Annotated in this window: 25 protein-coding genes and 2 tRNA genes; 14 read left to right on the forward strand and 13 right to left on the reverse strand. The window is 71.3% G+C overall.

Annotated elements, in window-relative coordinates; genetic code table 11:
* Positions 1-29: 29 nt before the first annotated feature.
* Entirely contained in the window at positions 30-1,538 is a 1,509-nt protein-coding gene (locus OHA73_RS22850; RefSeq protein WP_267069840.1) for a PP2C family protein-serine/threonine phosphatase, read from the reverse strand.
* Positions 1,539-2,072: 534 nt separating this feature from the next.
* On the opposite strand from OHA73_RS22850, the gene OHA73_RS22855 reads away from it, so the two are divergent.
* Positions 2,073-2,768 (forward strand): bifunctional DNA primase/polymerase, encoded by a 696-nt coding sequence (locus tag OHA73_RS22855; RefSeq protein WP_266712143.1) that lies wholly within the window; start codon positions 2,073-2,075, stop codon positions 2,766-2,768.
* A 56-nt stretch (positions 2,769-2,824) separates the two neighbouring features.
* Positions 2,825-3,526: a hypothetical protein gene (locus OHA73_RS22860; RefSeq protein ID WP_267069839.1), complete on the forward strand. Its 702-nt coding sequence runs from the start codon at positions 2,825-2,827 to the stop codon at positions 3,524-3,526.
* Between the two features lie 237 nt (positions 3,527-3,763).
* Here OHA73_RS22860 and OHA73_RS22865 read toward each other — a convergent pair whose 3' ends face one another.
* The 3 genes from OHA73_RS22865 to OHA73_RS22875 all read right to left on the reverse strand — a co-directional run bounded on the left by OHA73_RS22865 (position 3,764) and on the right by OHA73_RS22875 (position 6,402).
* Positions 3,764-4,750 carry a DUF5926 family protein gene (locus OHA73_RS22865; RefSeq protein ID WP_267069838.1) on the reverse strand — a complete coding sequence of 329 codons (987 nt, stop codon included), beginning with the start codon at positions 4,748-4,750 and terminating at the stop codon, positions 3,764-3,766.
* Positions 4,751-4,852: 102 nt separating this feature from the next.
* Positions 4,853-5,491 (reverse strand): ATP-binding protein, encoded by a 639-nt coding sequence (locus OHA73_RS22870; protein WP_266712149.1) that lies wholly within the window; start codon positions 5,489-5,491, stop codon positions 4,853-4,855.
* Between the two features lie 107 nt (positions 5,492-5,598).
* Entirely contained in the window at positions 5,599-6,402 is an 804-nt protein-coding gene (locus OHA73_RS22875) for a glycerophosphodiester phosphodiesterase (RefSeq protein WP_266712151.1), read from the reverse strand.
* Between the two features lie 269 nt (positions 6,403-6,671).
* Here OHA73_RS22875 and OHA73_RS22880 point away from each other — a divergent pair, with 269 nt between their 5' ends.
* Entirely contained in the window at positions 6,672-8,117 is a 1,446-nt protein-coding gene (locus tag OHA73_RS22880; RefSeq protein WP_266712153.1) for a S1C family serine protease, read from the forward strand.
* Between the two features lie 69 nt (positions 8,118-8,186).
* A tRNA-Ser gene (locus tag OHA73_RS22885) sits at positions 8,187-8,271 on the forward strand.
* A gap of 86 nt (positions 8,272-8,357) precedes the next feature.
* Here OHA73_RS22885 and OHA73_RS22890 read toward each other — a convergent pair.
* The gene (locus OHA73_RS22890) at positions 8,358-9,251 is read right to left on the reverse strand and encodes a bifunctional DNA primase/polymerase (protein ID WP_327655974.1); all 894 of its coding nucleotides are present in this window, start codon (positions 9,249-9,251) and stop codon (positions 8,358-8,360) included.
* A gap of 372 nt (positions 9,252-9,623) precedes the next feature.
* Between OHA73_RS22890 and OHA73_RS22895 the strand changes: the two genes are divergently transcribed.
* The 8 genes from OHA73_RS22895 to OHA73_RS22930 all read left to right on the forward strand — a co-directional run bounded on the left by OHA73_RS22895 (position 9,624) and on the right by OHA73_RS22930 (position 17,627).
* Positions 9,624-9,929 (forward strand): hypothetical protein, encoded by a 306-nt coding sequence (locus OHA73_RS22895; RefSeq protein ID WP_267069836.1) that lies wholly within the window; start codon positions 9,624-9,626, stop codon positions 9,927-9,929.
* A gap of 226 nt (positions 9,930-10,155) precedes the next feature.
* Entirely contained in the window at positions 10,156-11,355 is a 1,200-nt protein-coding gene (locus OHA73_RS22900) for an acyl-CoA dehydrogenase family protein (RefSeq protein WP_267069835.1), read from the forward strand.
* 26 nt (positions 11,356-11,381) lie between these two features.
* Positions 11,382-12,347, forward strand: a complete 966-nt coding sequence (locus OHA73_RS22905) for a bifunctional MaoC family dehydratase N-terminal/OB-fold nucleic acid binding domain-containing protein (protein WP_327655975.1) — start codon at positions 11,382-11,384, stop codon at positions 12,345-12,347.
* A 1-nt stretch (position 12,348) separates the two neighbouring features.
* Positions 12,349-13,428, forward strand: a complete 1,080-nt coding sequence (locus tag OHA73_RS22910; RefSeq protein WP_327655976.1) for an acyl-CoA dehydrogenase family protein — start codon at positions 12,349-12,351, stop codon at positions 13,426-13,428.
* A gap of 44 nt (positions 13,429-13,472) precedes the next feature.
* The gene (locus OHA73_RS22915; RefSeq protein WP_327658507.1) at positions 13,473-13,868 is read left to right on the forward strand and encodes a MaoC family dehydratase; all 396 of its coding nucleotides are present in this window, start codon (positions 13,473-13,475) and stop codon (positions 13,866-13,868) included.
* Positions 13,865-15,031 carry a lipid-transfer protein gene (locus OHA73_RS22920; RefSeq protein ID WP_327655977.1) on the forward strand — a complete coding sequence of 389 codons (1,167 nt, stop codon included), beginning with the start codon at positions 13,865-13,867 and terminating at the stop codon, positions 15,029-15,031. Before OHA73_RS22915 ends, OHA73_RS22920 begins: the two co-directional genes overlap by 4 nt.
* A 327-nt stretch (positions 15,032-15,358) precedes the next feature.
* Positions 15,359-15,853: a SigE family RNA polymerase sigma factor gene (locus OHA73_RS22925; protein ID WP_267072849.1), complete on the forward strand. Its 495-nt coding sequence runs from the start codon at positions 15,359-15,361 to the stop codon at positions 15,851-15,853.
* 121 nt (positions 15,854-15,974) lie between these two features.
* Positions 15,975-17,627, forward strand: coding sequence for a long-chain fatty acid--CoA ligase (locus OHA73_RS22930; RefSeq protein ID WP_327655978.1), 1,653 nt, complete (start codon positions 15,975-15,977; stop codon positions 17,625-17,627).
* 62 nt (positions 17,628-17,689) lie between these two features.
* Here the strand turns inward: OHA73_RS22930 and OHA73_RS22935 are convergent, their stop codons facing one another.
* A complete protein-coding gene (locus tag OHA73_RS22935) occupies positions 17,690-22,279 on the reverse strand; it encodes a PAS domain-containing protein (RefSeq protein WP_327655979.1) in 4,590 nt (1,529 codons plus the stop codon).
* A gap of 194 nt (positions 22,280-22,473) precedes the next feature.
* Complete coding sequence (locus tag OHA73_RS22940; RefSeq protein WP_327655980.1) at positions 22,474-22,905, reverse strand: SSI family serine proteinase inhibitor; 432 nt, start codon at positions 22,903-22,905, stop codon at positions 22,474-22,476.
* A gap of 171 nt (positions 22,906-23,076) precedes the next feature.
* Here OHA73_RS22940 and OHA73_RS22945 point away from each other — a divergent pair.
* Both OHA73_RS22945 and OHA73_RS22950 read left to right on the forward strand, forming a co-directional pair.
* Positions 23,077-23,167 (forward strand) — tRNA-Ser (locus tag OHA73_RS22945).
* Positions 23,168-23,269: 102 nt separating this feature from the next.
* Positions 23,270-24,100 (forward strand): hypothetical protein, encoded by an 831-nt coding sequence (locus tag OHA73_RS22950; RefSeq protein WP_327655981.1) that lies wholly within the window; start codon positions 23,270-23,272, stop codon positions 24,098-24,100.
* Positions 24,101-24,202: 102 nt separating this feature from the next.
* On the opposite strand, the gene OHA73_RS22955 is transcribed toward OHA73_RS22950, so the two are convergent.
* The 6 genes from OHA73_RS22955 to OHA73_RS22980 all read right to left on the reverse strand — a co-directional run bounded on the left by OHA73_RS22955 (position 24,203) and on the right by OHA73_RS22980 (position 25,581).
* A complete protein-coding gene (locus OHA73_RS22955) occupies positions 24,203-24,550 on the reverse strand; it encodes a hypothetical protein (RefSeq protein WP_327655982.1) in 348 nt (115 codons plus the stop codon).
* The gene (locus tag OHA73_RS22960) at positions 24,540-24,785 is read right to left on the reverse strand and encodes a hypothetical protein (protein WP_327655983.1); all 246 of its coding nucleotides are present in this window, start codon (positions 24,783-24,785) and stop codon (positions 24,540-24,542) included. Before OHA73_RS22960 ends, OHA73_RS22955 begins: the two co-directional genes overlap by 11 nt.
* Positions 24,782-25,027, reverse strand: a complete 246-nt coding sequence (locus tag OHA73_RS22965; RefSeq protein ID WP_267069826.1) for a hypothetical protein — start codon at positions 25,025-25,027, stop codon at positions 24,782-24,784. Before OHA73_RS22965 ends, OHA73_RS22960 begins: the two co-directional genes overlap by 4 nt.
* Positions 25,027-25,221, reverse strand: coding sequence for a hypothetical protein (locus OHA73_RS22970; RefSeq protein ID WP_267069825.1), 195 nt, complete (start codon positions 25,219-25,221; stop codon positions 25,027-25,029). Before OHA73_RS22970 ends, OHA73_RS22965 begins: the two co-directional genes overlap by 1 nt.
* Positions 25,218-25,346, reverse strand: a complete 129-nt coding sequence (locus OHA73_RS22975) for a hypothetical protein (protein ID WP_267069824.1) — start codon at positions 25,344-25,346, stop codon at positions 25,218-25,220. The genes OHA73_RS22970 and OHA73_RS22975 overlap by 4 nt, the downstream gene beginning before the upstream one ends.
* Positions 25,347-25,455: 109 nt before the next feature.
* On the reverse strand, positions 25,456-25,581 hold the full coding sequence (locus OHA73_RS22980; RefSeq protein ID WP_267069823.1) for a hypothetical protein: 126 nt from the start codon (positions 25,579-25,581) through the stop codon (positions 25,456-25,458).
* Positions 25,582-25,776: the final 195 nt, after the last annotated feature.

The raw sequence follows: 25,776 nt of genomic DNA on the forward strand, positions 1-25,776 counted from the left end.
AGGGCCTGTTACACACAGCGTCTCGGAGGTCACTCGAAGCGCGCCGCGAGCAGCACCACGTCCTCCTCGCTCTCCGCTGTGTCGAGGCCGTCCGGGAGCACCGAGCGCAGCACGTGGTCGGCGATCGCCCCGGGGTCGTCACGGATCGCCTTGGGCACCCCGGCGGCGGCCGCGTGCAGCCGGGCGAACGCGCGGTCCATGGGATCGCCGGTGCGGCGCAGCAGGCCGTCCGTGTAGAGCAGCACGGTCTCGCCCGGCTCCGGCGTGATCTCCACGCTCGGCGCCTCCCAGCAGGCGAGCATCCCGAGCGGCGCGGACAGCGTCGTCTCTGCGTACTCGGTGCGCCGTTCGCCGATCACCAGGGGCGGGCTGTGCCCGGCTCCGGCGAGGACGATCTTGCGCTGCGCGGGCTCGCAGTACGCGAACAGGGCGGTCGCACTGCGCGCCGGCTCGGTCAGGCGCAACAGAAGCTCCAGATCGGACAGGACCGCCACCGGGTCCTCCCCCTCCATGACCGCGTACGCCCGCAGAGAGGCGCGCAGCCGACCCATCGCGGCGACCGCGCTCGCGCCGGAGCCGCTGACCGAGCCGACCGCGAGCCCGAGCGCCCCCTCGGGCAGCGGCAGCGCGTCGTACCAGTCGCCGCCGCCGCGCGGCCCTGTGCGGTGCCGCGCGGCGAGCTGCACACCGGCGACCCGGGGCAGGCGCGGTGGCAGCAGCTCGTCGGCGACGGTGCGTGACCACGCGCGCGTGCGCTCCAGTTCCAGGAGGCGGGCGAGGTGCTCGGTGGCGTAGCGCGTGTAGAGCCCGATGAGGTGGCGCTGGCGCTCGCCGGGCTCGGCCGGCTCGTCGTAGAGCCAGACGGCGGCGCCGAGCCGGCCGGCCGCCTCGGTGGCGAGCGGCATCGCGTAACTCGCGGCGTAGCCAAGGCGCGCGGCGACCTCGCGGTGGCGCGGGTCGAGCCCGTCCTCGGCGAGCAGATCGGCGCGCGCCTCGGGCTCGGCGCACAGCCCGTCGAGGATCCGTCCGTACGAGGTCGCGCCACGCGGCACCGTCTCGATGTGCCCGAGGTCGGGCCTGGACAGGCCGAGGCCGACGGTGGTGTCGGGGCCGCGTCCGTCGCCCGGTTCCAGGACGACAAGTCCGCGCCGGGCACCCACCAGGGCGGCTCCGGCGCGCAGCAGTTCGTGCAGTGCGTCCTCGAGTGCGGCCGTGCGGGCCAGGCGTTCCGTGAGTTCGTGCAGCGTCGTGAGATCGGAGACCCAGCCCGCGAGCCGGTCCTGGATCACGGCTCCGGGTGCCACGGCGGAGGGAGTGATCTGCGACACGGGGGGAGCGGGCGTGACGCCGGGGGTGGGAGGGGGAACCTGTCCAGGAGAGGAATCGATTCCGGCCACTTTCGGCAGGCGTGGGGTCGTCATGGCTTCCGGCTTTCCGGCCGGTGCATATTGCTCTTTAGCATCGCAAACCCCCATGTCATTCTGCGCCGCTAGCAATGCCTCCACATGTACACGGACTCGTAAGGGGATGTCCAGCATTGTCCCGTTGGGATTGTGGGTGTCTGCCGTGGTCAGGTGCCATCCGCACTAAAAACGATCTCGGTTCTCATATGTGATCTCCTCCCGATCCCGAGCCGATCCCGATCGTTCGAAGATGGCCAAAAACCGCCTGGGGGAAGCGCCTATTGCGGTCGACTGGCATTGTTCAGCTGTGGTCGACAGAGCGTCATAGCGGCCGCGATGGGTACGTACTCGGTGAAGACCAGGGGTAGTTGGGATCCGCCCGGAACCTGGTGACGGAACCGGGCGTCATAACCATCGGCGACCGTGTCCCATCCTCCGGTGGCGGAGGCGGCGAGAAATACGCGGGACGGCAAACGCCAGGCGCCGCCACCCCACGCCAGGCTTTTCAAGCACACAGCACGCGCTCGGACTATAGGGGTTCTCCCTGCCTCAGGCCGGCGGATCGGGCTGGGGTGCGGCGCTGCAACACGTACACGCAGTGACTGATCGACACATGGTGTGATGTGGCCCATAGCGTTCTCTTCGGTCTACGGAAAGGAACGAGCGCTCATGCGCGAGATCCTCGGAAGGCGACGCAGGCTCCTGTCCAGGCGTGACAACGGGAAGTCTGACCTGATCAGCGCGGCCCTCACGTTCGCGACAGCGTGGCAGTGGCCGGTCCTGCCGGGCATAGGGCTCGAAGCGGGAGGCCGTCGTGACGGCGTCCGCTGCGCCTGCCCCGACCCTGAGTGCACAGTGCCGGGCGCGCACCCCTTCGACCCGGGGCTGCTCGCCGCGACGACCGATGAGCGCATGGTCCGCTGGTGGTGGACCAACCGTCCCGACGCGCCGATCGTGCTCGCCACTGGTGCCCCGTCCGGGGCCTCCGGGGGGCACGCACCTTGTGCCGTGAGCCTCCCGGCCGACGCGGGCGCCCGCGCGCTTGCCGCGCTCGACCGCAGGGACGTCCGGCTCGGCCCGGTGATCGCGACGCCGGAGCGGCTCGCGATCCTCGTGGCGCCCTACTCGCTGGAGCAGCTCGGCGAACTCCTGTACGCGCAGGACTTCGTGCCCGGTTCGCTGCGGTTCCACGGGGAGGGCGGATATCTCGCCCTGCCGCCGTCGGTCTCGGGCGCGGGGCAGGTGTGTTGGGAGCGCGCGCCGCTGCCCGGCTCGGCGGCCCCGTGGGTGCCGGATGTGGAGGCCGTGGTCGGCACGTTGGTCGACGCCCTCACCCGTACGGGTGTGAGCGCGCCCGAGTTGTAGCGGAATCCGGCGCGCGGCGGGCCGGTGGGCGGCGTGTGCGCCGATATCTTCGGCGCATGCCTGCCGCGCCACGCCTCCCCCAGCTCCCGGACGAGATCGAGCGGGAGCGGCCGCGCGCGCGACTCCGGCTGTTCGGTCTGCTCGCCGTGGTGGTTCTCACAGCGGCGCTGCCCCTGGCGGGTGCGTCCGCGGGTCCTGTGGACGACGGGCCCACGCGACAGACGGCCACCAAGGCCAGCGCCTCCGAGGCCGACGCCACCGAGGCGGACGTTCCCGATGAAGCCGACAAGGCGAACGCCAAGCCGAATGACAAGGCGAGCGACAGCGGGGACGAAAACAGGGGCGAAAACGGGGACGCCAAACCGGCTGAGCGGAACACCGGAAAGCCCTCCCTGCTGACCGGTCTCGGCCTGACCACCGAGGCCCACTGCGGTCCCCAACTGTCCGCCCCCGACGGCATCGAGGCGCAGACCTGCGTGCTCGTCCAGGGGCACGAGACCTGGGCGCGTACCTATTACCGCAACGCGACGGGCTCGGGTCTGGCCGCCGTACTGACCCTGATGGCACCCGGCGGACGCACGGTGCAGCTGCACTGTGCCGTGGGTGTGGAGGACGAGCCGGGGATGTGCGAGACGCCGCGGGGACGTACGCGGGGAGAGCCCGGCCAGTACACGGCGGTGGCGGAGTACGCGAAGGGTGCGGAAGGCCCGCTGCTGTTGCGCTCCGGAAGCAACTCGGCGCCGCCGTACGGGGGTTGAGACCCGGTGGGCGCTGGGCGCACATGGAAGCGCCCGGTTGCTGGCGACGGGGGATGCACCAGCAACCGGGCTACTTGAACGGTAACAAGAGATCGCCGGTTAGCAAATTCGATCTCTTCTATTCGGACATGGATTTACCTGCAACTACCGGGAGTTGTGACCCGGCTCACCTCGCGGTTCGGAGAGGTGTTCACGTCCCGGTGGGCTGACTGGTCGGTCAGCCCCCGAAGCTGTGAATCAGCTGAGCGTCACCTGTCGGTTGGTGAGTCCTCCGCGGGCCCGGCGCTCGTCCGGGGTCAGCGGTGCGTCCGAGGCCAGCGCGGCGGCCAGCCGCTCGGCGAACTCGGTGGCCGGCTTCTCGATGTCCTCCGCCTGCATCGCGCTGGGCAGGTCCCAGACCGGAACGGTCAGGCCGTGCGCCCTGAAGGAGCCCACCAGACGGGTGCCATCGCCGAGCGACGACGTGCCCGCCGCGTGCAGCCGCGCCAGCGCGTCGAGCAGCTTCTCCTCCGCGTGCGGCATGACCCACCGGAGGTGGTTCTTCTCCGGCGTCTCGCACCAGTAGGCGCTGTCCACGCCGGAGAGCTTCACCGTGGGGATCGCCGCGGCGTTGGCCCGCTCCAGGGAGGCGGCGACCTCGCCCGAAGCGTTCTCCGAGTCCGGAACCCAGAATTCGAAACCGGTGTGGACGATGGGCTCGAAAGTGCCCTCTGGGGCGAGCACGTCCTGAAGGCGCGGCCCGTCGGCCGGCGCGCGGCGGGTCTGCACCGGGTTGCCCGGCTCCGCGGCCAGCGCGCGCAGCAGCGTGTCGGCCAGGTCCCGGCTGATGTCCCCGGAAGGCGTCTCGTTCTGCAGGCCGAGCAGGACCGAGCCGTCGTCGCGGCGCAGCGCCGGCCAGGCCATGGGCAGCACGGTGGCGAGCGTGACCGAGGGGACGCCCTCCGGGAGGCCGTCCTTCAGCGTCAGCTCGGCCGTCGCGGCCGGTACCAGCTCGCGCAGCGCGACCCAGTCGCCCTCGCCCGGCAGGCCCTCGAAGGGGCGCTGCACGAGCTCGGTCACGGCGTGCGCGGCGGCCCGGCCGTGGCACGCCTTGTAGCGGCGACCGCTGCCACAGGGGCAGGGTTCGCGGGCACCGACGACCGGGAAGTTCCCGTCAGCGCCTCCGGCGCGGGCACCAGCGGTGACGTGCGGCTTGCCCTTGGTCTGCGGGCGCTTCTTGGCCATCTTGGGTGTCTCCCGGATACGGCGCTCATACGTACGGCGCGAGCCTAGCCGCTCGTACCGACAAGAGGGGGATGCGCCCAACTGGCCGCGCCCGGGCGGCTTTCAGCCCAGCTCGTCGAAAGCGTCCGGGAAGCCCAGGTCGGCCAGGTCCGCGACGGGTGGCGCGGCCACCCGCGAGGCGAAGTCGTCCCGGCGGCCTGCCATGGCCTCCGCGTGGACGTCCTTGTGGACGATCACCCAGACGGTGACCTCGCCGCGCATGCCGTCACGTACGCCCCAGTCGTCGGCGAGCGCCGTGATGATGTTGAGCCCGCGGCCGCCGTGTGCCGTGATCGAGGGTGTGGCCGGAATCGGGCGGGTGGGCCCGCCGCCGTCCGTCACCTCGACCGCGAGGCAGCCACGGTCGTCTACGCGCCATGCGGCGCGTACGTCACCGTCGCCGGCCAGATCGTCGCCGAGCGGCCGGCCGTGCCGGCACGCATTGCTGAGCAGTTCCGAAAGGATGAGAACCGCATCGTCGATGACCGTTTCCGGTACGCCACTCATGCGCAGCTGTTCACGCATACGACGCCTTGCCGCGCCCACGCCCGCAGGGCCATGGGGTACGGCCATGCTCGACGACGCGGGCACCTCCTGTGCCACCACCAACGCCACCCCCGAGACCTCCTTTGCCCCACGCCACGGTGTGAATGCCCCAATGGACTGGACCGGAAACCGGCCATCCCGCTTCCGGTGACGCACTCGTGACGATCGAATACGGTCCGAACGCGCCGGGGCACACCCTGTGACGGCGTGGGGGAAAGGTGGCCGGATTCAATCCCTGCCGCGGCTCGTGCCGACGCCTCTGCTCAGGCCCTGCCGAGTCGGCGCAGCACCGCCGCCGGGCGATTGGTGATGATCGCGTCGACGCCCAGGCTCGCGCAGAGGTCGACGTCCTCGGGTTCGTCCACCGTCCAGACATGAACCTGGTGACCCGCGCGCGCGAGCTTCTCGACGTACCCGGGGTGGCCCCGCACGATCCGGATGCCGGGGGCCGCGATGTGCACGCCCCTGGGGAGGCGCCCTTCGCGGTGGAGGGGTGAGACGAACTGCATCAGGTAGACCGTCGGCAGCGTCGGAGAGGCCTCCTGGACACGCGACAAGGAGCGCGCGGAAAAGCTCATCACGCGCACGCGCGAGGGCTCGTCGGGCGCCGGGGCGTCCAGACCGAACCGCTTGAGCAGGAGCAGCAGGCGCTCCTCCACCTGCCCCGCCCACCGCGTGGGGTGCTTGGTCTCGATCGCCAGCTCCACCCGGCGCCCCGCGTCGGTCACCAGCTCCAGCAGGCGCTCCAGGGTCAGGACGGAGGTGTCGGCCGCGCTGCCCGCCCAGTCGGGGCGCTCCTCGCGGTCCTTCCAGGAGCCGAAGTCGAGGGCGGCGAGGTCCGAGAGCTCCAGCGCGGAGACGGCTCCACGGCCGTTCGACGTACGGTTGATGCGGCGGTCGTGCACGCATACGAGATGACCGTCCGCCGTCAGCCGCACATCGCATTCGAGGCCGTCCGCACCGTCCTCGATCGCCTTCTTGTAGGCGGCCAATGTGTGCTCGGGGGCGTCCTGAGAGGCACCGCGGTGGGCAACGACCTGAATGCGCTGCTGTTGTGCGAGGGTCACCGCGTCATGGTGCCACCGCGCGGCGGTCGACCAGGAAAAGTTCGGCCCAGCGGATGCGTCCGTTTTGCCGGACGTAAAGGATGTCAGGGGACGCACAGGCTCGTCTTACGGTGGCCTGACGTCCCGTGGGAAAGGCTGACGACGTACAACAGCACAAGTGGACCGTGACAGGACCATGCCGGGACGGCGGCGCATGCGACAGCCGGCGTCCCTGAGCATCCAGACAGGACGGACCGGCGACGACAGCCGTGGATCGAGGAGAGAAAGCTGTGAGCACCGAGAACGAGGGCACTGAGGTTCCACCGGCCCCGTCCGCACCTCCTGTGCCGGTGGACGCTCCCGCTGCTCCCGCGCCGGCTCCCCAGGGGGCCGGACCTGACCCTGCGGGCCAGGAGCCGAGGCCCGCCGAGCACCACGGAGCGCCCGCCGCGTCGGCGGCGTCCTCCATGGGCACCGCGCCGGGTGCGGCAGGACCGGCCCACGGCGGCGACTGGCCGCCCCCGCCGCCCGCCGTGCCGGCCTACGCGTCGGACGGTGGCGGCGGAGGCTGGGGCGCCTCGTACCAGCAGCAGCCGGCGCCCAAGCCGGGCGGCCGGCGCGGCGGCCTGGTCGCCGGGATCATCGCGGCGGCACTGGTCGCGGGCGCGGTCGGCGGCGGCGTGGGCTACTGGGCGGCCGAGCGGGGCGACGGGTCGAGCACCGGCTCGACCACCGTCTCCGCCTCCAACCCGGCCGACCTCAAGCGCGACAAGGGCACCGTCGCGGGCATCGCCGCCAAGGCGCTGCCCAGCACGGTCACCATCGAGGCCGAGGGCAACAGCGGCGAGGGCGGCACCGGCACCGGCTTCGTGTACGACACGCAGGGCCACATCCTCACCAACAACCACGTGGTGGCGGAGGCCGCCGACGGCGGCAAGCTGTCGGCGACGTTCTCGAACGGCAAGAAGTACGACGCCGAGGTGATCGGCAAGGCGCAGGGCTACGACGTGGCGGTCATCAAGCTCAAGAACGCGCCGGACGGCCTGAAGCCGCTCACCCTCGGCAATTCCGACCAGGTCGCGGTCGGTGACTCGACCATCGCGATCGGCGCGCCCTTCGGCCTGTCGAACACGGTGACCACGGGCATCGTCTCCGCGAAGGACCGCCCGGTGGCCTCCAGCGACGGCTCCGGCACCAGCAAGGCCTCCTACATGAGCGCCCTGCAGACCGACGCCTCGATCAACCCGGGCAACTCCGGCGGCCCGCTGCTCGACGGCAACGGGAACGTGATCGGCATCAACTCCGCCATCCAGTCCGCCTCCAGCGGCGGCATGGGCGGCGGTTCGGGCCAGTCCGGCTCGATCGGTCTCGGCTTCGCCATCCCGATCAACCAGGCGAAGATGGTCGCCCAGCAGCTCATCAAGACCGGGCAGCCGGTCTACCCGGTGATCGGTGCCTCCGTCTCCCTGGAAGAGGGCACCGGCGGCGCGAAGATCACCGAGCAGGGCGCGGGCGGCTCCGCGGCCGTCACGGCGAACGGTCCTGCGGACAAGGCGGGCCTCAAGCCCGGCGACGTCATCACGAAGCTCGACGACCAGCCCATCGACTCGGGACCGACCCTGATCGGCCAGATCTGGACGCACAAGCCGGGCGACTCCGTGAAGCTCACCTACACGCGCGACGGCAAGGAGCACACGGTCGACGTGACCCTGGGCGAGCGCAAGGGCGACAGCTGATCGGGTCCGCGACCCGACCCGCTACCCTGGTCCCGCGCCTCGACGGTTTTCAAGACCGCTGCGGCGCGGGGTGGGTTGCCCGAGCGGCCTAAGGGAACGGTCTTGAAAACCGTCGTGGCGAGAGTCACCGTGGGTTCAAATCCCACACCCACCGCGTAGTTGAGCGAGCCCCCGACCCGGGATCAGGGTCGGGGGCTCGCTCGCGTTCGGGGCTGCCGCGGTTCGGCCCGATCGGCCTCGCTACGGACCCGCCGTCAGGCGCTCCGCGGAGGCGATCGTGGAGCGGGCCTCGCGCTCCGTCAGACCGGTGCGCACCGCAGCGTCCGTCAGGGCGTCCGAGAGGGTCTCACCGACGCCGTTCTCGTACGCGCGGCAGGCCGCCCAGAAGAGGCGCGTGTTGCGCTGGCCCTCGTGGGCGCTGAGGACGAACTGGACGAGGCCCAGACCGTGTTGACCGGGGCGGCCGGTCATGGGGTGGTGCGCGCGCGGCGGGGGCGTGAGCAGGCGGAGAAGCGCCGGTGGGCAGGGTGCGGGCGGCAGATGCCCGGTGCCCGGCACCGTGCCGTAGACGCCGTGTTCGGTGCGCGAGCCGGGCCCCACGAGGTAGCCGCCGGCGCCCCGGATGTCGATGCTGGGCGCGAGGCGGCCCGCGGAATTGGGCACCACGGCGTCCGGCGGCCCGGAGAGCCACAGGTGCCGGCCGCCGCTCGGTGTGGCCACGACCACCGTGTCGGGGATCGTGAAGAGATGCCGTAAGGCCAGCTCACGCAGGGAAGCGGAGGCATCCGTACCGGATTTGGTGTCCAGATCGACGCCGATCAGGTGGTGCGGGGCCAGGCCGCACGCGATGCCGTAGCCGGTCGCCCGGGGCGCGGCCGCGAAGAGCGCGCGGATGCGGCGCGGATCGGTCGAGGCGTCGTACACGCCGTGCCCCGGAAGGCCGCATTCGCCGTGGCAGCGCGGGGCCGATGGCGGGTCGCTGCGGTGCGGCGAGGGCAGCGCGGGGAGCTTGGTCCTGGCCAGGGGGATGACGGCGAGCCCGCGTTCGGCGGCGGACAGGGCGTGCGCGAGGGCCAGGGTCGCGAGAGACGGGTGGGGTGGGCAGTGGGGCGGGTGCCGGTCCATGGTGGCCATGCCCCTATTTTCGTACGCATGTTCGAAGAAGGGAAGTGGGGCCGGTCATCCGAGGGAAGCATTTACCAAAAATGTGCTGAAACGCTTCGTCGTTTGTGGCGCTTGGGGCGAGCTGGTCCCGAGGTGGCCCACTCCGACCTGAGCTGGGGTTTTGTGGGCGTGAAGAGGGTTTATCGACATGTCCTCACGCTTGCGAGCGAATAGCGGCTTCCGGGGTGGTTCGCCGGGGATTCGGTGGGCAATTCTGATCTCGCGACGTCGTGAACATCGCCGAGGCGGTCGGCCAACTGCCTTGGTACATCCCGTACTTAACGGGTGGCCGGACCCCGTCCGAGCGCCCGGAGCGTACTTCCTGTTCCTGGAGGAATAGACATGGCTTCCATCCGTACCGCCCGCGCCATCGCCGCCGTCGCCGCTCTGCCCCTCGCGGCAGCACTCTTCTCCGGAGTGGCCATGGCCGACAACGGCTCCTTCGCGGACAGCGGATCGAACGCGGGGGTGGCGACGGTCAGCGGCAGTGGTGTCGGCGACGACAACTTCGGCAACTCGTCCACCACGCAGCAGCAGGCGGTCGGCAACGGCGCCTCCAACCAGAACAACGAGGCTCAGGTGAACGGCTCCGGCTTCACGGCGATCGACCAGTCGAACGTGAACGTGAACTTCACCGAGCTCTGGTAATCCGCCGGCTCCTGCGCGGCGGGGGTCTTCCGTGGGGTGCGTGACAGTCTGCGCGGCGGTGCTTCGGCGCCGCCGCGCAGGCGTGTGTGGCGGGCGGCGGTGGTGTGTGGCAGGCGGTGGTGTGTGGGCCAGGGCGGTGGCGTGCCGATCTCTTGACAGCCGTCGGTATCTGACGGACAGTCAGAAACCCTTGTCGGTACGAGGCCAGTCCTGGAGGGCAGCCGCCGTGCACCTCGCCCCCACCGAGCGCCAGCGCGAGCTGCGCGTTCAACTGCGTGAGAGATTCCGTACGTTGATGCCCGGCGGGCCGCCGGCGGCCGACGATCCGAGCGGTCAGCGCCGGCTGCTGCGCCGCATCGGTGACGAGGGCCTCCTGGGCCTCGGCTGGCCCGTCGAGTACGGCGGTCAGGGGCGCGGCGCGGACGAGCAGTTCGTGTTCTTCGACGAGGCGTACCGGGCAGGCGCACCGGTCTCCATGGTCACGCTCAACACGGTCGGCCCCACGCTCATGAAGTACGGGACCGAGGAGCAGAAGGCCTACTTCCTGCCCCGGATCCTCAAGGGCGACCTGGTCTTCGCGATCGGCTACAGCGAGCCGTCGGCGGGCACGGACCTCGCGTCCCTGCGCACGCGCGCGGTGCGCGACGAAGCGAGCGGCGACTGGGTGATCGACGGGCAGAAGGTGTTCACGTCGAACGCGCAGAACGCCGACTGGATCTGGCTCGCCTGCCGGACCGACCCCGAGGCGCCCAAGCACAAGGGCATCTCGATCATCCTCGTGCCGACCGACGCACCCGGTTTCTCGTGGACCCCGATCGACACCGTCGGCGGCCTGACCACGACGGCCACGTACTACGACGGGATCCGGGTCCCCGGTTCGAACCTCGTCGGCGAGGAGAACGCGGGCTGGGGCCTGATCACCAACCAGCTCAATCACGAGCGGGTCGCCCTCGCCGCGATCGGGATGCAGGCCGAGGACTTCTACGAGCGGGTGGCCGACGCCGCCCGTACCCCCGATCCAGTGACCGGTGAGCGCCGCGTTGACACGCCTTGGGTCCGATCTCAACTGGCCGAAGCGCATGCCCGGCTGGCGGCAACGCGCCTGCTCAACTGGCGTTTGGTGGGGGATGTCGGAGCGGGTCGACTGGCCCCCGGAGACGCCAGCGGCGTGAAGTTCGCGGGAACGGAATCCGCGGTCGAGACGTATCGAATATGTCAGCAGATCGCGGGCGACGCCGGGTGGGTGAGGGCCGGTTCACCCGGCGCGTTCGGCGATACGGGGGGCGGTGCGGCGGGTGTGGGTGAGGGCGAGTTGGAGCGGATGAACCGCGCGGCGCAGATCAACACCTTCGGCGGCGGGGTGAGTGAGGTGCAGCGCGAGATCGTGGCGACGATGCGGCTCGGGATGCGGAGGGGGAAGCGGTGAGCGCGGGTGTTGCGGGTCAGGAGTTCATGGGGCACGAGCCCTTGGCGTACGAGAAGTTGAAGACCTTCGAGGGGCGGGTCGCGGCCACCGAGGCCGAGGGTCTCGACCCGGTGAACGCGCCGATGATCCGGCACTGGTGCGAGGCCATGGGCGATACGAACCCCGCCTACGAGGGGCCGGACGCGATCGCGCCGCCGACCATGCTGCAGGCCTGGACGATGGCGGGTCTGACCAGTTACGAGGGGCGCTCGCCGGCCCACGACGAGCTGTTCGCGCTGCTCGAAGGCGCGGGGTACACCTCGGTGGTCGCCACCGACTGCGAGCAGGAGTATCTGCGGCCGCTGCGGCCCGGTGACGTGATCACCTACGACTCGGTGATCGAGTCGGTCTCGCCGCTGAAGACGACGAAGCTGGGCACGGGGCACTTCATCACGACGCGGATGAACGTCCGGGTGGGCGGGGAGATCGCCGGGACGCATCTGTTCAGGATCTTGAAGTACACGCCCGCCAGGCGGAGTTCAGGCGGCCCGGCAGCGAAGAAGGACAAGCCACAGCGGCCGCGCCCCGTCATCAACCGGGACAACGCCGGCTTCTGGGAGGGCGTCGCCGAGCACCGGCTGCTCATCCAGCGCTGCCGCGCGTGCGAGACGCTGCGCTTCCCCTGGCTTCCGGGGTGCAACACGTGCGGCGGGCAGGAGTGGGACACCGTCGAGGCGAGCGGCGAGGGCACCGTCTACAGCTATGTGGTCATGCACCACCCGCCCTTCCCGGCCTTCACTGTGTCTGATCATGGTGCTGACGCACCGGGGCCCTACGCGGTGGTGCTCATCGAGCTGGCCGAGGGCGTGCGCATGGTGAGCAACGTCGTGGGGGTGTCGAGCGACAAGGTACGGATCGGGATGCCCGTACGTCTCGAATACCTCGCTGTGGACGACGAGTTGGAGCTGCCCGTCTTCCGTGTGGTCGACGAGGCCGAGGGTGGTGAGGTCTGACATGGACTTCACCCCTACCCCCGAGCAGGAGGCGGCGCGGGAGCTCGCCGCGCGGATCTTCGGGGATCTGTCCACGCCGGAGCGGCTCGCGGGCCTCGGCGGCGGCACGGACGGCGAGCTCTGGAAGGAGCTGGGCGCGGCGGGCCTCGTGGGCGCGGTGGAGGAGACCGGGCTGCTCGGGCTCGTCCTGATGCTGGAGGAACAGGGCAGGACGACGGCGCAGGTGCCGTTCGCCGCGAGCTGTGTGTACGGCCTGCTTGCGGTGGCGGCGCACGGCACGGACGAGCAGCGGGAGCGGCTGCTGCCGGGGCTCCGGGACGGTTCGGCCGTGGCGGCGGGGGCGTTTCCCGCGCGTGGTGGGATCGTGGTGGACACCCTGCCGGACGGGCGGGCGCGGCTGAGCGGGGCCGTGCCGTGGGTGCCGTGGCTGCGGGACGCGACGCACGTACTGGTGGCGGTGCGGGGCGAAACCGAAAAAGATGTCCACAGCCTGTGGATGGCGCGGGCGCGGGACGCCGGGTGCGAGCCGGTCGAGCTGACCGCACCCTGGTCCGCGGGGCGGCTCGTGCTCGACGGAGTGGAGGCCGAGCGGATCGGCGGCCCCGAGGCGTACGGGGACGTGCTCGCGGCCGCCCGGACCGCCTTCGCCGGGCTGCAGGCCGGGGTCTGCGCGGGATCGCTGGACCGGGCCGTGGAGTACACGAACGAGCGGGAGCAGTTCGGCAGGCCGCTCGCCGCCAAGCAGGGCGTCCAACTCCGCGCCGCGGAGGCGTACATGGACATCGAGGCGATCCGGGTGACCGCGTACGAGGCGGCCTGGCGGCGTGACGCCGGGCTCGACCACGAGAGCCATGCGTTGACCGCGGCCTGGTGGGCCTCGGAGGCGGGCAAGCGGGTCGTGCACACGGGCCAGCATCTGCACGGCGGCATGGGCGCCGACCTGGACCACCCGGTGCACCGGCACTTCCTGTGGGGTCGGCAGCTGGACGGATATCTGGGGTGCGGCGCCGAACTCCTGGAGGAGCTGGGCGAAGTGATCGCGTCGGGAGCGGGCGCGGCCGACGGAGGGGAGGCCGCATGAAGGCCGGAGCACGGTTCGGGACGAAGGCCGGAGCGCGGTTCGAGATGAAGGCGGGGGACGAGCTCGAACCCCTGACGATCCCGATCACCCGGACGCTGATCGTCTCCGGGGCGATCGCGTCCCGCGACTACCAAGATGTGCACCACGACGCGGAGTTGGCGCACCAGAAGGGCTCCCCCGACATCTTCATGAACATCCTCACGACGAACGGCCTGGTGGGGCGCTACATCACCGACCACTTCGGGCCCGACGCCGTCCTTCGTAAGGTCGCGATACGGCTCGGGGCGCCCAACTATCCGGGCGACACCATGGTGTTGAGCGGCACGATCGCCGAGGTGGAAGGCGACACGGCGCAGGTGAAGGTCGTCGGCAGGAACGGCATCGGCAGCCACGTCACCGGCACGGTCACGGTCACCGTCTCCGAGGGGAGCGCGGCATGAGCGTGCGCGGCAAGGACCAACTCGGCGGGAAGGCCGCGATCGTCGGCATCGGCGCCACGGAATTCTCCAAGGACTCCGGACGCAGCGAGCTGAAGCTCGCGGTGGAGGCGGTGCACACGGCGCTCGACGACGCGGGCCTGTCCCCGTCCGATGTCGACGGCCTGGTCACCTTCACCATGGACACCAACCCGGAGATCACCGTGGCGCAGGCCGCGGGCATGGGGGAGCTCTCCTTCTTCTCGCGGGTGCACTACGGAGGCGGCGCGGCCTGCGGCACCGTGCAGCAGGCCGCTCTCGCGGTGGCGAGCGGCGTGGCCGACGTGGTGGTCTGCTACCGGGCCTTCAACGAGCGTTCGGGCCGGCGCTTCGGCTCGGGCGTGCAGCACAGGGAGCCGTCGGCGGAGGGCGCGGCGCTCGGCTGGAACCTGCCGTTCGGGCTGCTCACCCCGGCGTCCTGGGTGGCGATGGCGGCGCAGCGCTATCTGCACACGTACGGGCTGACCCCCGAGGCCTTCGGCCATGTCGCGGTCACCGACCGCAAGTACGCGGCGACGAACCCGGCGGCGTACTTCTACGAGAAGCCGATCACGCTCGCCGACCACGCGGAGTCCCGCTGGATCGTCGACCCGCTGCGGCTGCTCGACTGCTGCCAGGAGACGGACGGCGGGCAGGCGATCGTCGTCACCAGCGTGGAGCGGGCGCGCGATCTGCCGAACCCGCCCGCGGTGATCCGGGCTGCGGCGCAGGGCGCGGGCCGCGCGCAGGAGCAGATGACGAGCTTCTACCGGGACGAGCTGACGGGCCTCCCCGAGATGAGCGTCGTGGCGCGGCAGTTGTGGCGCACGGCCGGGCTCGGCCCCGACGGGATCGACGTGGGGATCCTCTACGACCACTTCACGCCGTTCGTGCTGATGCAGCTGGAGGAATTCGGTTTCTGCGCGCCGGGCGAGGCGACCGGTTTCGTGGCGGAGGAGAGGCTGCCGCTCAACACCCATGGCGGGCAGCTGGGCGAGGCGTATCTGCACGGTATGAACGGGATAGCGGAGGGCGTGCGCCAGGTGCGCGGCACGGCCGTGAACCAGATATCCGGCGCGGCCACCGCGCTGGTCACGGCGGGCACCGGGGTTCCCACGTCGGGTCTTATCCTGGGGGCGGACGGCTGAACGGGGTGCGTGCACCGGCTTCCGCCCGCGAGAACCGGGCCCGTCCGCGCGAAGGGGAGTCAGGGCCGTCCCCCAGGGGACCCCGCCCCCGACTCCACCTTCAGGAGGTGGGGCCAGCACCCCTCGTACAACCTGAGGCGGACGCAGCTTCGGGACCTCCGGCCGATCCCCGGAAGTAGGGGGCGCTCATAGCGTGTAGCCATGACCGCAACTCTGGCGCCTGTCCGCACCAGCGCAGCCGAGGCCGCGCCGCGCACCCACTCCGTGACGCGTCCGGCACCCGCGTCCGTGAAGCGCACCCACTCCGTGACGCGTCCGGCACCCGCGATGTACCCGTCGTTCGCGTCGTACGTCCGGGCGCGTCAGCCGGTGCTCCTGCGCACCGCCCGGTCGTTGACGTCGAACCCGTGCGACGCCGAGGACCTGCTGCAGACCGCGCTCGCGAAGACATACGTCGCATGGGACCGGATCGAGGACCACCGGGCGCTCGACGGCTATGTGCGCAGGGCCCTGTTGAACACCCGGACCTCGCAGTGGCGCAAGCGCAAGGTCGACGAGTTCGTCTGCGACGAGCTGCCGGAGCACCGGGAGACCCCGGCCGGGGACCCCGCCGAACAGCAGGCGCTGCACGACGCGATGTGGCGGGCCATCACCAAACTGCCCGCGCGGCAGCGGGCGATGGTCGTCCTGCGCTATTACGAGGACCTGAGCGAGGCCCAGACGGCCCAGGTGCTCGGCGTCTCCATCGGCACCGTGAAGAGCGCGGTGTCGCGGGCGCTCGGCAAGCTCCGGGAGGACCCGGAACTGCGGCACACGGCGTGACCAGCGGTGAGTCCTGGGTGATTCGGTGATCGATCATCCCGGGAAGTAGTGACATACCGCCTGGTATGCAGTGAGAATCAGCGGACCCTTACTGCTCCGTAGCGCCCACCGGGAGGACGCCGTGCTGAGCACGATGCAGGACGTACCGCTGACCGTGACCCGCATTCTTCAACACGGCGCGCGGGTGCACGGTTCGTCCCAGATCACCACGTGGACCGGCGAGGCGGAGCCGCACCGCCGCAGCTTCCGCGAGGCCGCCGAGCGCGCGAACCAGCTCGCGAACGCGCTGCGCGACGAGCTCGGCGTGCGCGAGGACGACCGGGTCGCCACGCTGATGTGGAACAACGCGGAGCACGTCGAGGCGTACTTCGCCGTGCCGTGCATGGGCGCGATCCTGCACACGCTCAACCTGCGGCTGCCCGCCGAGCAGTTGGCGTGGATCGTGAACCACGCCGCCGACAAGGTCGTCCTCGTCAACGGCTCGCTGCTCCCGATGATCGCCCCGCTGCTCTCGAAGCTGCCGACGGTCGAGCACATCGTGGTGTCCGGGCCCGGCGACCGCTCCGTACTCGACGGTGCCTCCGCGCAGGTGCACGAGTACGAGGAGCTGATCGCGGACCGGCCGACCACGTACGACTGGCCCGAGCTGGACGAACGCCGGGCCGCGGCCATGTGCTACACCTCCGGCACCACGGGCGACCCGAAGGGCGTCGTCTACTCCCACCGCTCCATCTACCTGCACTCCATGCAGGTCAACATGACGCAGTCGATGGGCCTCACGGACGCCGACACCTCGCTCGTCGTCGTCCCCCAGTTCCACGTCAACGCCTGGGGACTGCCGCACGCCACGTTCATGACCGGCGTGAACATGCTGATGCCGGACCGCTTCCTGCAGCCCGCGCCGCTCGCCGAGATGATCGAGTCCGAGCGCCCCACGCACGCCGCGGCCGTCCCCACCATCTGGCAGGGCCTGCTCGCCGAACTCACCGCCAAGCCGCGCGACGTCTCCACGCTCACGCAGGTCACCATCGGCGGAGCGGCTTGTCCGCCCTCGCTGATGAAGGCGTTCGACGACCTGGGCATGCGGGTCTGCCACGCCTGGGGCATGACGGAGACGTCCCCGCTCGGCACGGTCGCCCGTCCCCCGGCGAGCGCCGAGCCGGGCAGCGAGGAGGAGTTCGCGTACCGGCTCACGCAGGGCCGCTTCCCGGCCGGCGTCGAGGGTCGGCTCACCGGCCCCGGCGGCGAGCAGCTGCCCTGGGACGGCGAGTCCGCGGGCGAGCTGGAGGTGCGCGGCCCCTGGATCGCGGGCTCCTACTACGGCGGCTACGGCAATGAACTGCTGCGCCCCGAGGACAAGTTCAGCGAGGACGGCTGGCTGAAGACCGGCGACGTCGGCACCATCAGCCCCGACGGCTTCCTCACGCTCACCGACCGCGCCAAGGACGTCATCAAGTCCGGCGGTGAGTGGATCTCCAGCGTCGACCTGGAGAACGCGCTGATGTCCCACCCGGACGTCGCCGAGGCCGCGGTCGTCGCCGTGCCCGACGACAAGTGGGGCGAACGACCGCTCGCCACGGTGGTGTTGAAGGAGGGAGCGAGCGCCGACTTCGAGACGCTGCGTTCGTTCCTCGCCGAGAAGGTCGCCAAGTGGCAGCTGCCGGAGCGCTGGACGATCGTCCCCGCGGTCCCGAAGACCAGCGTCGGCAAGTTCGACAAGAAGGTGCTGCGCAAGCAGTACGCGGAGGGGGACCTGGACGTCACCAGGCTGTGACGGCCTGTTTCACGTGAAACGGGGGCGGCCCGAAAGGGCCGCCCCCGTACGTGTGTTGAGACTCAGTTCGTACCGATCTTCGCCAGTACGTCCACGATCCGGCCCTGCACCTCGGTGCTCGTCGACCGCTCCGCCAGGAACAGCACCGACTCCCCCGCCGCGAGCCGCGGCAGGTCGGCGGGTTCCACGGCGGCCGTGTAGACGACCAGCGGAGTGCGGTTCAACTGCCCGTTCGCGCGCAGCCAGTCGATGATGCCGGCCTGCCGACGACGTACCTGCAGCAGATCCATGACCACGAGGTTCGGCCGCAGCTCGGACGCGATGGCCACCGCGTCCGCGTCGTTCGCGGCCCGCTCGACCTGCATCCCGCGCCGCTCCAGGGTCGCGGTCAGGGCGAGCGCGATCTCCTCGTGCTCCTCGATCAGCAGCACCCGCGGCGGGTGCTGCTCGCTGTCCCGAGGGGCGAGCGCCTTGAGCAGCACGGCGGGGTCGGCGCCGTACGCGGCCTCGCGCGTCGCCTGTCCGAGGCCCGCGGTCACCAGGACCGGCACCTCGGCCGCGACGGCCGCCTGGCGCAGCGACTGCAGCGCGGTCCGTGTGATCGGCCCGGTCAGCGGGTCCACGAACAGCGCGGCGGGGAACGCCGCGATCTGCGCGTCGACCTCCTCACGGGAGTGCACGGTCACCGGGCGGTAGCCGCGGTCGCTCAGCGCCTGCTGCGTCGCCACGTCCGGCGCGGGCCAGACGAGGAGCCGGCGCGGGTTGTCGAGCGGCTCGGGCGGCAACTCGTCGTCCATCGGCATCGGCTGCGGCCGGTTCGCGACCTCCACGGCACCGCCGGGGCCGTCCAGCGGCTCCGGGCCCTCGACGCCGTCCTGGTCGGGCGCGCCGATCGCGTACGCGCGGCCACCGCCCTCGGAGTCGTTCGGCGAGAGGAGCGGGGGCTGCGGGTGCGGCCTGGCCTGCGTGCCCTGTGGGGGCGTGCCTTGAGCGGTGCCCTGGGCAGGGGTGTTCGGCGGAGTGTTCTGCGCCGGGGGCTGCGTGGTGCTGCCGGTGTCCGGCTGCTCCTTGCGGGCGTCCTGGCGGTTCTCCTGGCGGTTGGACAGCTTGCGCCGTCGTCCGGAACCGCCGAGTGTGCCGGAACCGCCGAGCGTCCCCGAACCGGCCTGCGTCTGGCCCTGCGTCTGCCCCTGCGCAGGGCTCTGCTGCGGCGCGGTGCTCGGTCGCGGCGGGGCCTGCGGCGGAAGCGGCTGGGGAGCCGGCGGCTGCGGACGACGCTGCTGCGAGGCGACCTGGCGCCCGAACGGCACGCCCTGCCCGAGCGTGCGCACGCTGAAGGCGCGCCCCTGCGTCGAGTTCGTGTCACCGGACGGGGCCTGGTCCTGAGCCTGGGGCTTCGGGGCCTCGGCGGGCAGCGGCTGGGCTCCGGCGGGGGCCGGGGCGCTCTCGGCCGGGGCCGTCGGGGCGCTCTCCGGTTCGTCGGCCGGGGCACTCTGCGGCTCCGGCTGCGGCTGCGGCTCCGGCTGGGCCCCCGGCTGTGTCGCCGATTCGGGCTTCGGCTGGGGGGCCGGTTGGGGTTCCGGCTGCGTGGCCGGCTGGGGGGTTGCCTGGTTCGAGGCTTGGCCCTGGGCTTGGGCCTGGCCCTGCGCTTGGGCCTGAGCCCGTCCCTGTCCCCGGCTCTGCCCTTGCTCCTGATCCGCCGCCAGTTCCTCCGGCTGGCTGCTCGGCTGGCTGCTCGGCTTGTTCTCCGGCGGCAGCGCGCCGCCCGTGCCACCCGCCGTGGGCGTGCCCAGGGCAGGAGTGGGCTGCGCCGGGTGCGGCTGCGGCGGCGTGTGGTCCTGGGCGGGGTGCGCCTCGGCGGTGTCGTGCTGGTGCGCCTCGTCCGGCAACGGAAGGGGCTGCGGCTGCGCGCCACTCTCCTGCGGGGCGTCCGGCGCGTCCTGCGGTACGTCACCGGGGGCGGCCTGCACATCGGCCTGCGCACCGGCCTGCATCTCGGGCTGCGCCTCAGCCCGCACTTCGGCATTGGCCTCGGCATTGGCCTCGGCATTGGCCTCGGCCTCAACCCGGGCCTCCGGCGTGCGGTCTGCCGCGGCGGGCGGCAGCGCGAACACCTCGCGCGGACCCGTCTGCTGTGTCCTCGCCTGCTGCCCACGCGCGGGAGCGCCCTGTGCGTTCTGCGGAGCCTGCGCGTTCTGCGCGGCCTGCGCGTCCTGTGCGTTCTGATCGGGCTGCGCGCTGCCGAGCGCACGCCGCCCCCGCCGACCGGACGGCTGCCCGGCGCCGGCCCCGGCCAACTCCAGCTCGCCCTGAGCCGGTTCGGCCCTCTGCTCACCATCGGGCGTGGAACCGGACGGCAGCGCAGGCAGGGCGGCCTGCTCCTGACGTCCGGCGCGTCGGGCCCTGCGCCCGGTCGGCGCGGGCACGCCCTGCGGCGGCACCGTCTCGCCCAACGCCGGGGAAGCCGCCTCGTGTTCGGTCGAGGTCACCACGGAGCCCTGGGCGGCCGCTTCCTCCGGTGCGGGTCGTCCGCGCCTGCGGCCCGTACCGCTGGAGGGGGTCGCTGCCGGCTGCCCGCCGCCCGACACGCTGCTCTCAAGGAACGCGTCCGTCGAGGGACCGGCGGCCCGCCGCGCCCTGCGGCGCCTGCTGCCTCCACCGGTGGCCTGCGCGGGAAGGTTCGCGTTCGCCTCGGAGGAGGTCTCCTGGGTCTCAGTGGCCTCGGAGCCCTCGACGGAGACATTGGCGGGCACGCCGTCGGGAGCCGCGGCGGGCCCCGCGTCCTGGTCGGGAACACCGCCGGCACCGGGAACGTCGGGGACGACTCCGGCCTCGGGAACGGCCCCGCCCGCCGGAACAACCCCGGCCCCCGTGCCGATCGGCACTTCGAGGACGTACGCGCTGCCGCTCATCCCCGGCATCTCGTGCGTCTGCAGCACACCGCCGTGCGCCCGCACGATGCCGTGCACGATCGGCCCGTGCACCGGGTCACCGCCCGAGTAGGGGCCGCGTACCTCGATACGTACATTCGCGCCCCGCTGCGCGGCGGCCACGACGACGGTCGAGTCGACGTATCCGGGGGCGGCGGGAGTCCGGGCGTTGCCGGTCGCGTCGATTCCGGCGACGTCGGCGATCAGGTGCGCGAGCGCGGTCGCGAGCCGTCCCGCGTCCACCTCGGCCTCGATCGGCGGCGCGTGCACGGCGAACTGCACCCGGCCGGGCCCGATCAGCTCGACGGCCCCGTCGACACCGGCGGCCACGACGGCGTCGAACATGACGTTCGTACGGGAGAGCAGGGAACCGCCCTCGTCCAAGGTCTGATAGGCCAGCACGTTGTCGACGAGCGTCGTCATCCGCGAGTACCCGGCGGCCAGATGGTGCAGCACCTGGTTGGCCTCGGGCCACAGCTGTCCCGCGTCGTCGGCGGCGAGCTGGCTCAGCTCGTGCCGCAGCTCGTCCAACGGCCCGCGCAACGACTGCCCGAGCACGGCGAGCAGCTGCGTGTGCCGTGCCGCCAGGGCCTCGTAACGGTCCTTCTCGCGCTCCGCGAGCGCGGCGCCCCGCTCCTTCTCGGCGGACAGCTCCTCGGCGTGCTGCTCGCGGACTGCGGCGAGTTCGCCGGTCAGCTCCTCGCGTACGGAGGTGAGCTCCGAGCCCAGCTCCTCGCGCACCTGCGCCAACTCGGCGGTGCTCTCCTCAGTGACCCGCTGCAGCTCGGCAGCGCTCTCTTCAGTAACCCGCTGCAGCTCGGCGGCGCGCTCCTCGCGCTCCCGCTCGGCGGCCTCGTCGCGCCGGGCGATCTCCTCGGCGTGCTCGACGGACAGCTTCTCGACGGAGCGGCGGTCGGCGAAGGTCAGGACGGCGCCGACCAGTTGGTCCCCGTCGCGCACCGGCGCCGTCGTCATGTCGACGGGCACCTTGGAGCCGTTCTTCGCCCACAGCACCTGGCCGCGCACCCGATGCTTGCGCCCGGAGCGCAGCGTGTCGGCGAGCGGGGACTCCTCGTACGGGAACGGTTCGCCGTCCGGACGCGAGTGCAGGATGAGCGGGTGCAGCTCCTGCCCGCCCAGATCGCTGGCCCGGAAGCCGAGGATCTGCGCGGCGGCGGGATTGACGAGCACGATGCGTCCATCGGTGTCGGTCCCGACGACACCCTCGGAAGCGGCACGCAGAATCATCTCGGTCTGCCGCTGCGAACGGGCCAGTTCGGCCTCGGTGTCGACGGCGCCCGACAGGTCCCGCACGACGAGCATGAGCAGCTCGGAGCCGCTGTAGTTCTGGCCGCCGCTGGAGCCGTACGGATCCACCGCGTCCCGTGCGCCGTCCGCGAGATTCGCGGAGGTCACCTCGACGGGGAACTCGACAGCGTCGGTGCGCCGCGCGGTCATCCGCGTCGGCTTGGTGCGCCCGCGTTCGTCGGTCACGGTGTCGGGCCGGCGCATGGAGCCGGGGATCAGCCGTGAGTCGAACTCGGGCAGCAGGTCGAGCAGGCCGCGCCCCACAAGTGCCGTGCCCGGAGCCTCGAAGGACTCCAGGGCGATGGAGTTGGCGTTGACCACGGTTCCGTTGGTGTTGACGAGCAACAGCCCGTCCGGAAGCGCGTCAAGTATGGCTGCGAGGCGAGCAGCGCCTCGGGATGGCCTGCTGCTCACGACGACGGTTCCTCCCTGATTACTGCGACTTGCCGACCGCGCGGACCATCCTGCCTCGTGGTCCGCGGCGTATCACGGGAGGGAGTCTACGGGCAGAGGTTGGACTGGAGGCGCCGGATGCGACGGAGCCCACGTAGAGGATGTGGGGATCCCGAGCGGGCAGAGTCACGACCCTGTGACCATTGGACCGAGGGTCACGGCCCGGTCGCAGGCAGCACGGGCTCGATCTGCTGCCACCGAGAGATCTCGCACCCGTTGCTCAATGTGTAGGAGGAGTCGACGACGCGGCCGTGCCAGGTCCCCGTGACGCGGGCGGTGGCCGGGCCCCCGTACTGCATGGTGCAGCGCGCGTCGCCTGCGACGGGAGCGAACGGGTCCACGCCCTGCGCCTCCAGCTCGTCGAGCCGCCCGCAGGCCGCGCCGGGATCCGAGTGCGTCCCGCCCGCGGGCGAACACTCCAGCTCGTACGTCCCGTCGCTGCCGTTGTCCGAGTCGGCGACGGTGATGGTCAGGTGGTCGAGCCCGGGCCCGACGCCCGCGTGCGCGGCGACGGGGGTGGCGGCGAGGAGGGCGAGCGGACCGACGACGGTCGCGACGGAGCCGATGAGCCGATGAGAAACGCGCATGAACATGCCGTGTTCAACGCCCGTACCCACCCCGACGTTGCGGCCCGACACCCCAGGCTTTGCCCTGTGGCCTGCCCTCCTAGTACCGTGGGGGGCGATTGGTGAGGCGGCGTTCAGCTGTGTCATCATCTGCACGCACCCACTCGCGCATCCGCGAGAGGGAGCTGCGCTGGAGGCGTCGCCTAGTCCGGTCTATGGCGCCGCACTGCTAATGCGGTTTGGGGTTTACCCCCCATCGAGGGTTCAAATCCCTCCGCCTCCGCACCCATGGCCAGGGAGCTCGTGTCTGATGACGCGGGCTCCCTGAGTCGTTTCCGAAGCGAATTCCGAGTCCGGACGGCACGGAGCTGGCACAGTCGTCGCCATGACGTTGGATGACCTGCCGGGTTGGCTGGTCGGTGGGCGAGACGTCGTGGTGAAGGCGCGGGAGGACGACGGCCGGGCCGCTTCGTGTCTCGCCGCACAGACCTGGCTGGCGGACCGGGGATTTCCGTGCGCCCGGCCGCTCACGCCCGCGGTCGACGTCGGTGCGCTGGCTGTGCACGCCGAGGAGTCCCGGTCGGGCGGTGAACTGCTGGGCGGAGACTCGCCGGACGTCGCCGTGCGGTACGCGGCGGTGTTCGCCCGGCTGATGGCCGAACTTGCCGACGTGACCGTGGCGCCGCCGCTGCCGAATCCGCGCTGGGTGCGTTGGGACCACACGGATTCAGGGACGTGGCCGGCCATCGACTTCCTCGACGAGCAGGACCAGAGCGCTGTGCCCGCGCACGTCGCCGAGACGGCCGAGCGGGCCCGGACCCGGATGCTGGCCACCGACCTGCCGTGCGTGCTGGGCCACGCCGACTTCGAAGCGCAGAATCTCCGCTGGCAAGACAGTGAGGTGTGGGCCGTGCACGACTGGGACAGCCTGGCGTGGCAGCCGGAGGCGGCACTGGTGGGTGCGGCGTGCGGGGCGTTCGCCAGCGTCTCGCCGCCGACCTTGGCTCCGGTCGAGAGTTCTTCCGCGTTCCTGGCCGCTTATCAGGAAGCCCGGGGCCGCCGCTTCACAGTGGAGGAGCAGGAGATCGCGTGGGCCGCCAGTCTGTGGCCGGCGGCGCACAATGCCCGCTGGGAGGCACTGCACGGCGACTCCCCGAAGTCCGGTGACGCCGTCCGCGCACAGGCGGCCGAGCGTCTCCGCCGAGCGAACGCGTAGTGCTCCTCAGGAGAGAACGCCGGGTCGGTCGGACAGCGACGCAGACCTACTTCGTCACTGCTCTGCGGCACCCGTACGGTCGCAACGTTCACGGCCCGTCGGCTACCAGTTCATGTGGCTGGGCATGCCGCACTTCCCGGCGGCATCTGTCGTGGGGCAGTCGCCCGCGCCGACCCAGGCGAGCCCCGCGGCCAGCACGAGCGCGACGAGCATGACCACGAGACCGGTACGGGTGGGAAGGAACCGGCTGAGACGGGTGCCGGAGCTGCCGAGCTGCTTGTCGCGGGGCACCGTGGCCCGGCGCAGGTTCCAGGCCCCGAAGACGGCGACGGTGACGGCACCGAAGGCCGCCGACACCCAGCCGTCGTGGAACAGGTCCTGGGCGACGTAGGCGACCATACCGCCGAAGATCAGCGCGTACATGATCCGGACGAGCACCTTATTGATCATCGCCGCCGTCCTCGTCTTCGTACTCGGGCTGGGCGGTGCGGCCGTTCCACCACTGGTACAGCAGGGTGCCCCCACCGGCGCCGACCCCTCCGCCGATCGCACTGTCCCAGTCGCCGGTGATGAGCCCATAGCCGCCGAAGACGACGGCAAACACGATGACGTCCGCCACGGCCTGCCGGAGGGTGAGCTTCTTCGGCGGCTCCGCGGTGCGCCACCGTTCCCAACGCGACTTCATCGGCGCTTCACCTCGTCGCGCAGGAGGCGGTCTAGGCGCGTCAGCAGGGCCTGGCGCCGGGCGAGGCGCTTGCAGCGCTTCTCGTGGAGCTTCCAGGACAGGCTGCCGATGAGGAAGACGCCGACGGCCAGCCGCCACACGCGGCTCCAGGCCGAGTAGCTCGGATCCGTCACCGCGGTGACGGTGACGACGAGCGCCGAGCCCCAAGCAAGGGCGTCCACCCACTTGCCCAAGCGTGGCATCACTTGGGCCACCTCCCGCGGCGGTAGTCGCGCAGGGTCATGGCGATACCGGCGACGCCGCACGTCACACTGATGATGGCCACCGTGAGCTTCCAGGCCGGAAACTCGCGGTCCGTCAGGAGGTTCCCGATACTCAGGGCCATGCTCAGGGATACCGAGGCCACGAACACCGTGATCCGTGTACGCGGCTTCACTTGCGCCTCCGGAACATGTGGATGACGACGCCGACCGCGATGGCGGTCCCCATGATCAGGACCACGAGCCCTTGGTCGTGCGTTAGGTCGGGCGGGATGTACCCGCTCGGGATGGACCCGCTCACTTGCGCCGCTCCCAGAAGTGGAGAAACGCGGCTGGACCGAAACAGATCCCTATGAACGTCAGATCGATCCACAAGGGGACGCCGTCGAGGTGCCCCCGCGCCAGGGGGATCACTTGCCCTGCCAGTAGCGGTAGCCGAGGTAGGCGGCGAACACGACGATGATCGTGAGCAGCACCCAGCCGGGCAGCGGGTCACCGCCGTAGGAGTGGCCTCGGGCCAAGATCCGGGGGGTCACTGTCTTGCTCCGCTCGATTAGCCCCCCGGCTGTCGGTGTGCCCGGGGGACGCTAGGCGGCGGGCCGAGCGCGATGGAAATCGATCATGGGGTTCGTTGCGGGTCTCACACGCCGGGCCAACGTGCCTCCTGATGGCACGGAGATGGCACCAACTGGCACAGCCGCCCTTGGCCGCGAGCCGTCGAGGGTCTTGAT

This window comes from Streptomyces sp. NBC_00483 (genome assembly GCF_036013745.1).
In the GTDB taxonomy this organism is placed as follows: Bacteria; Actinomycetota; Actinomycetes; order Streptomycetales; family Streptomycetaceae; genus Streptomyces.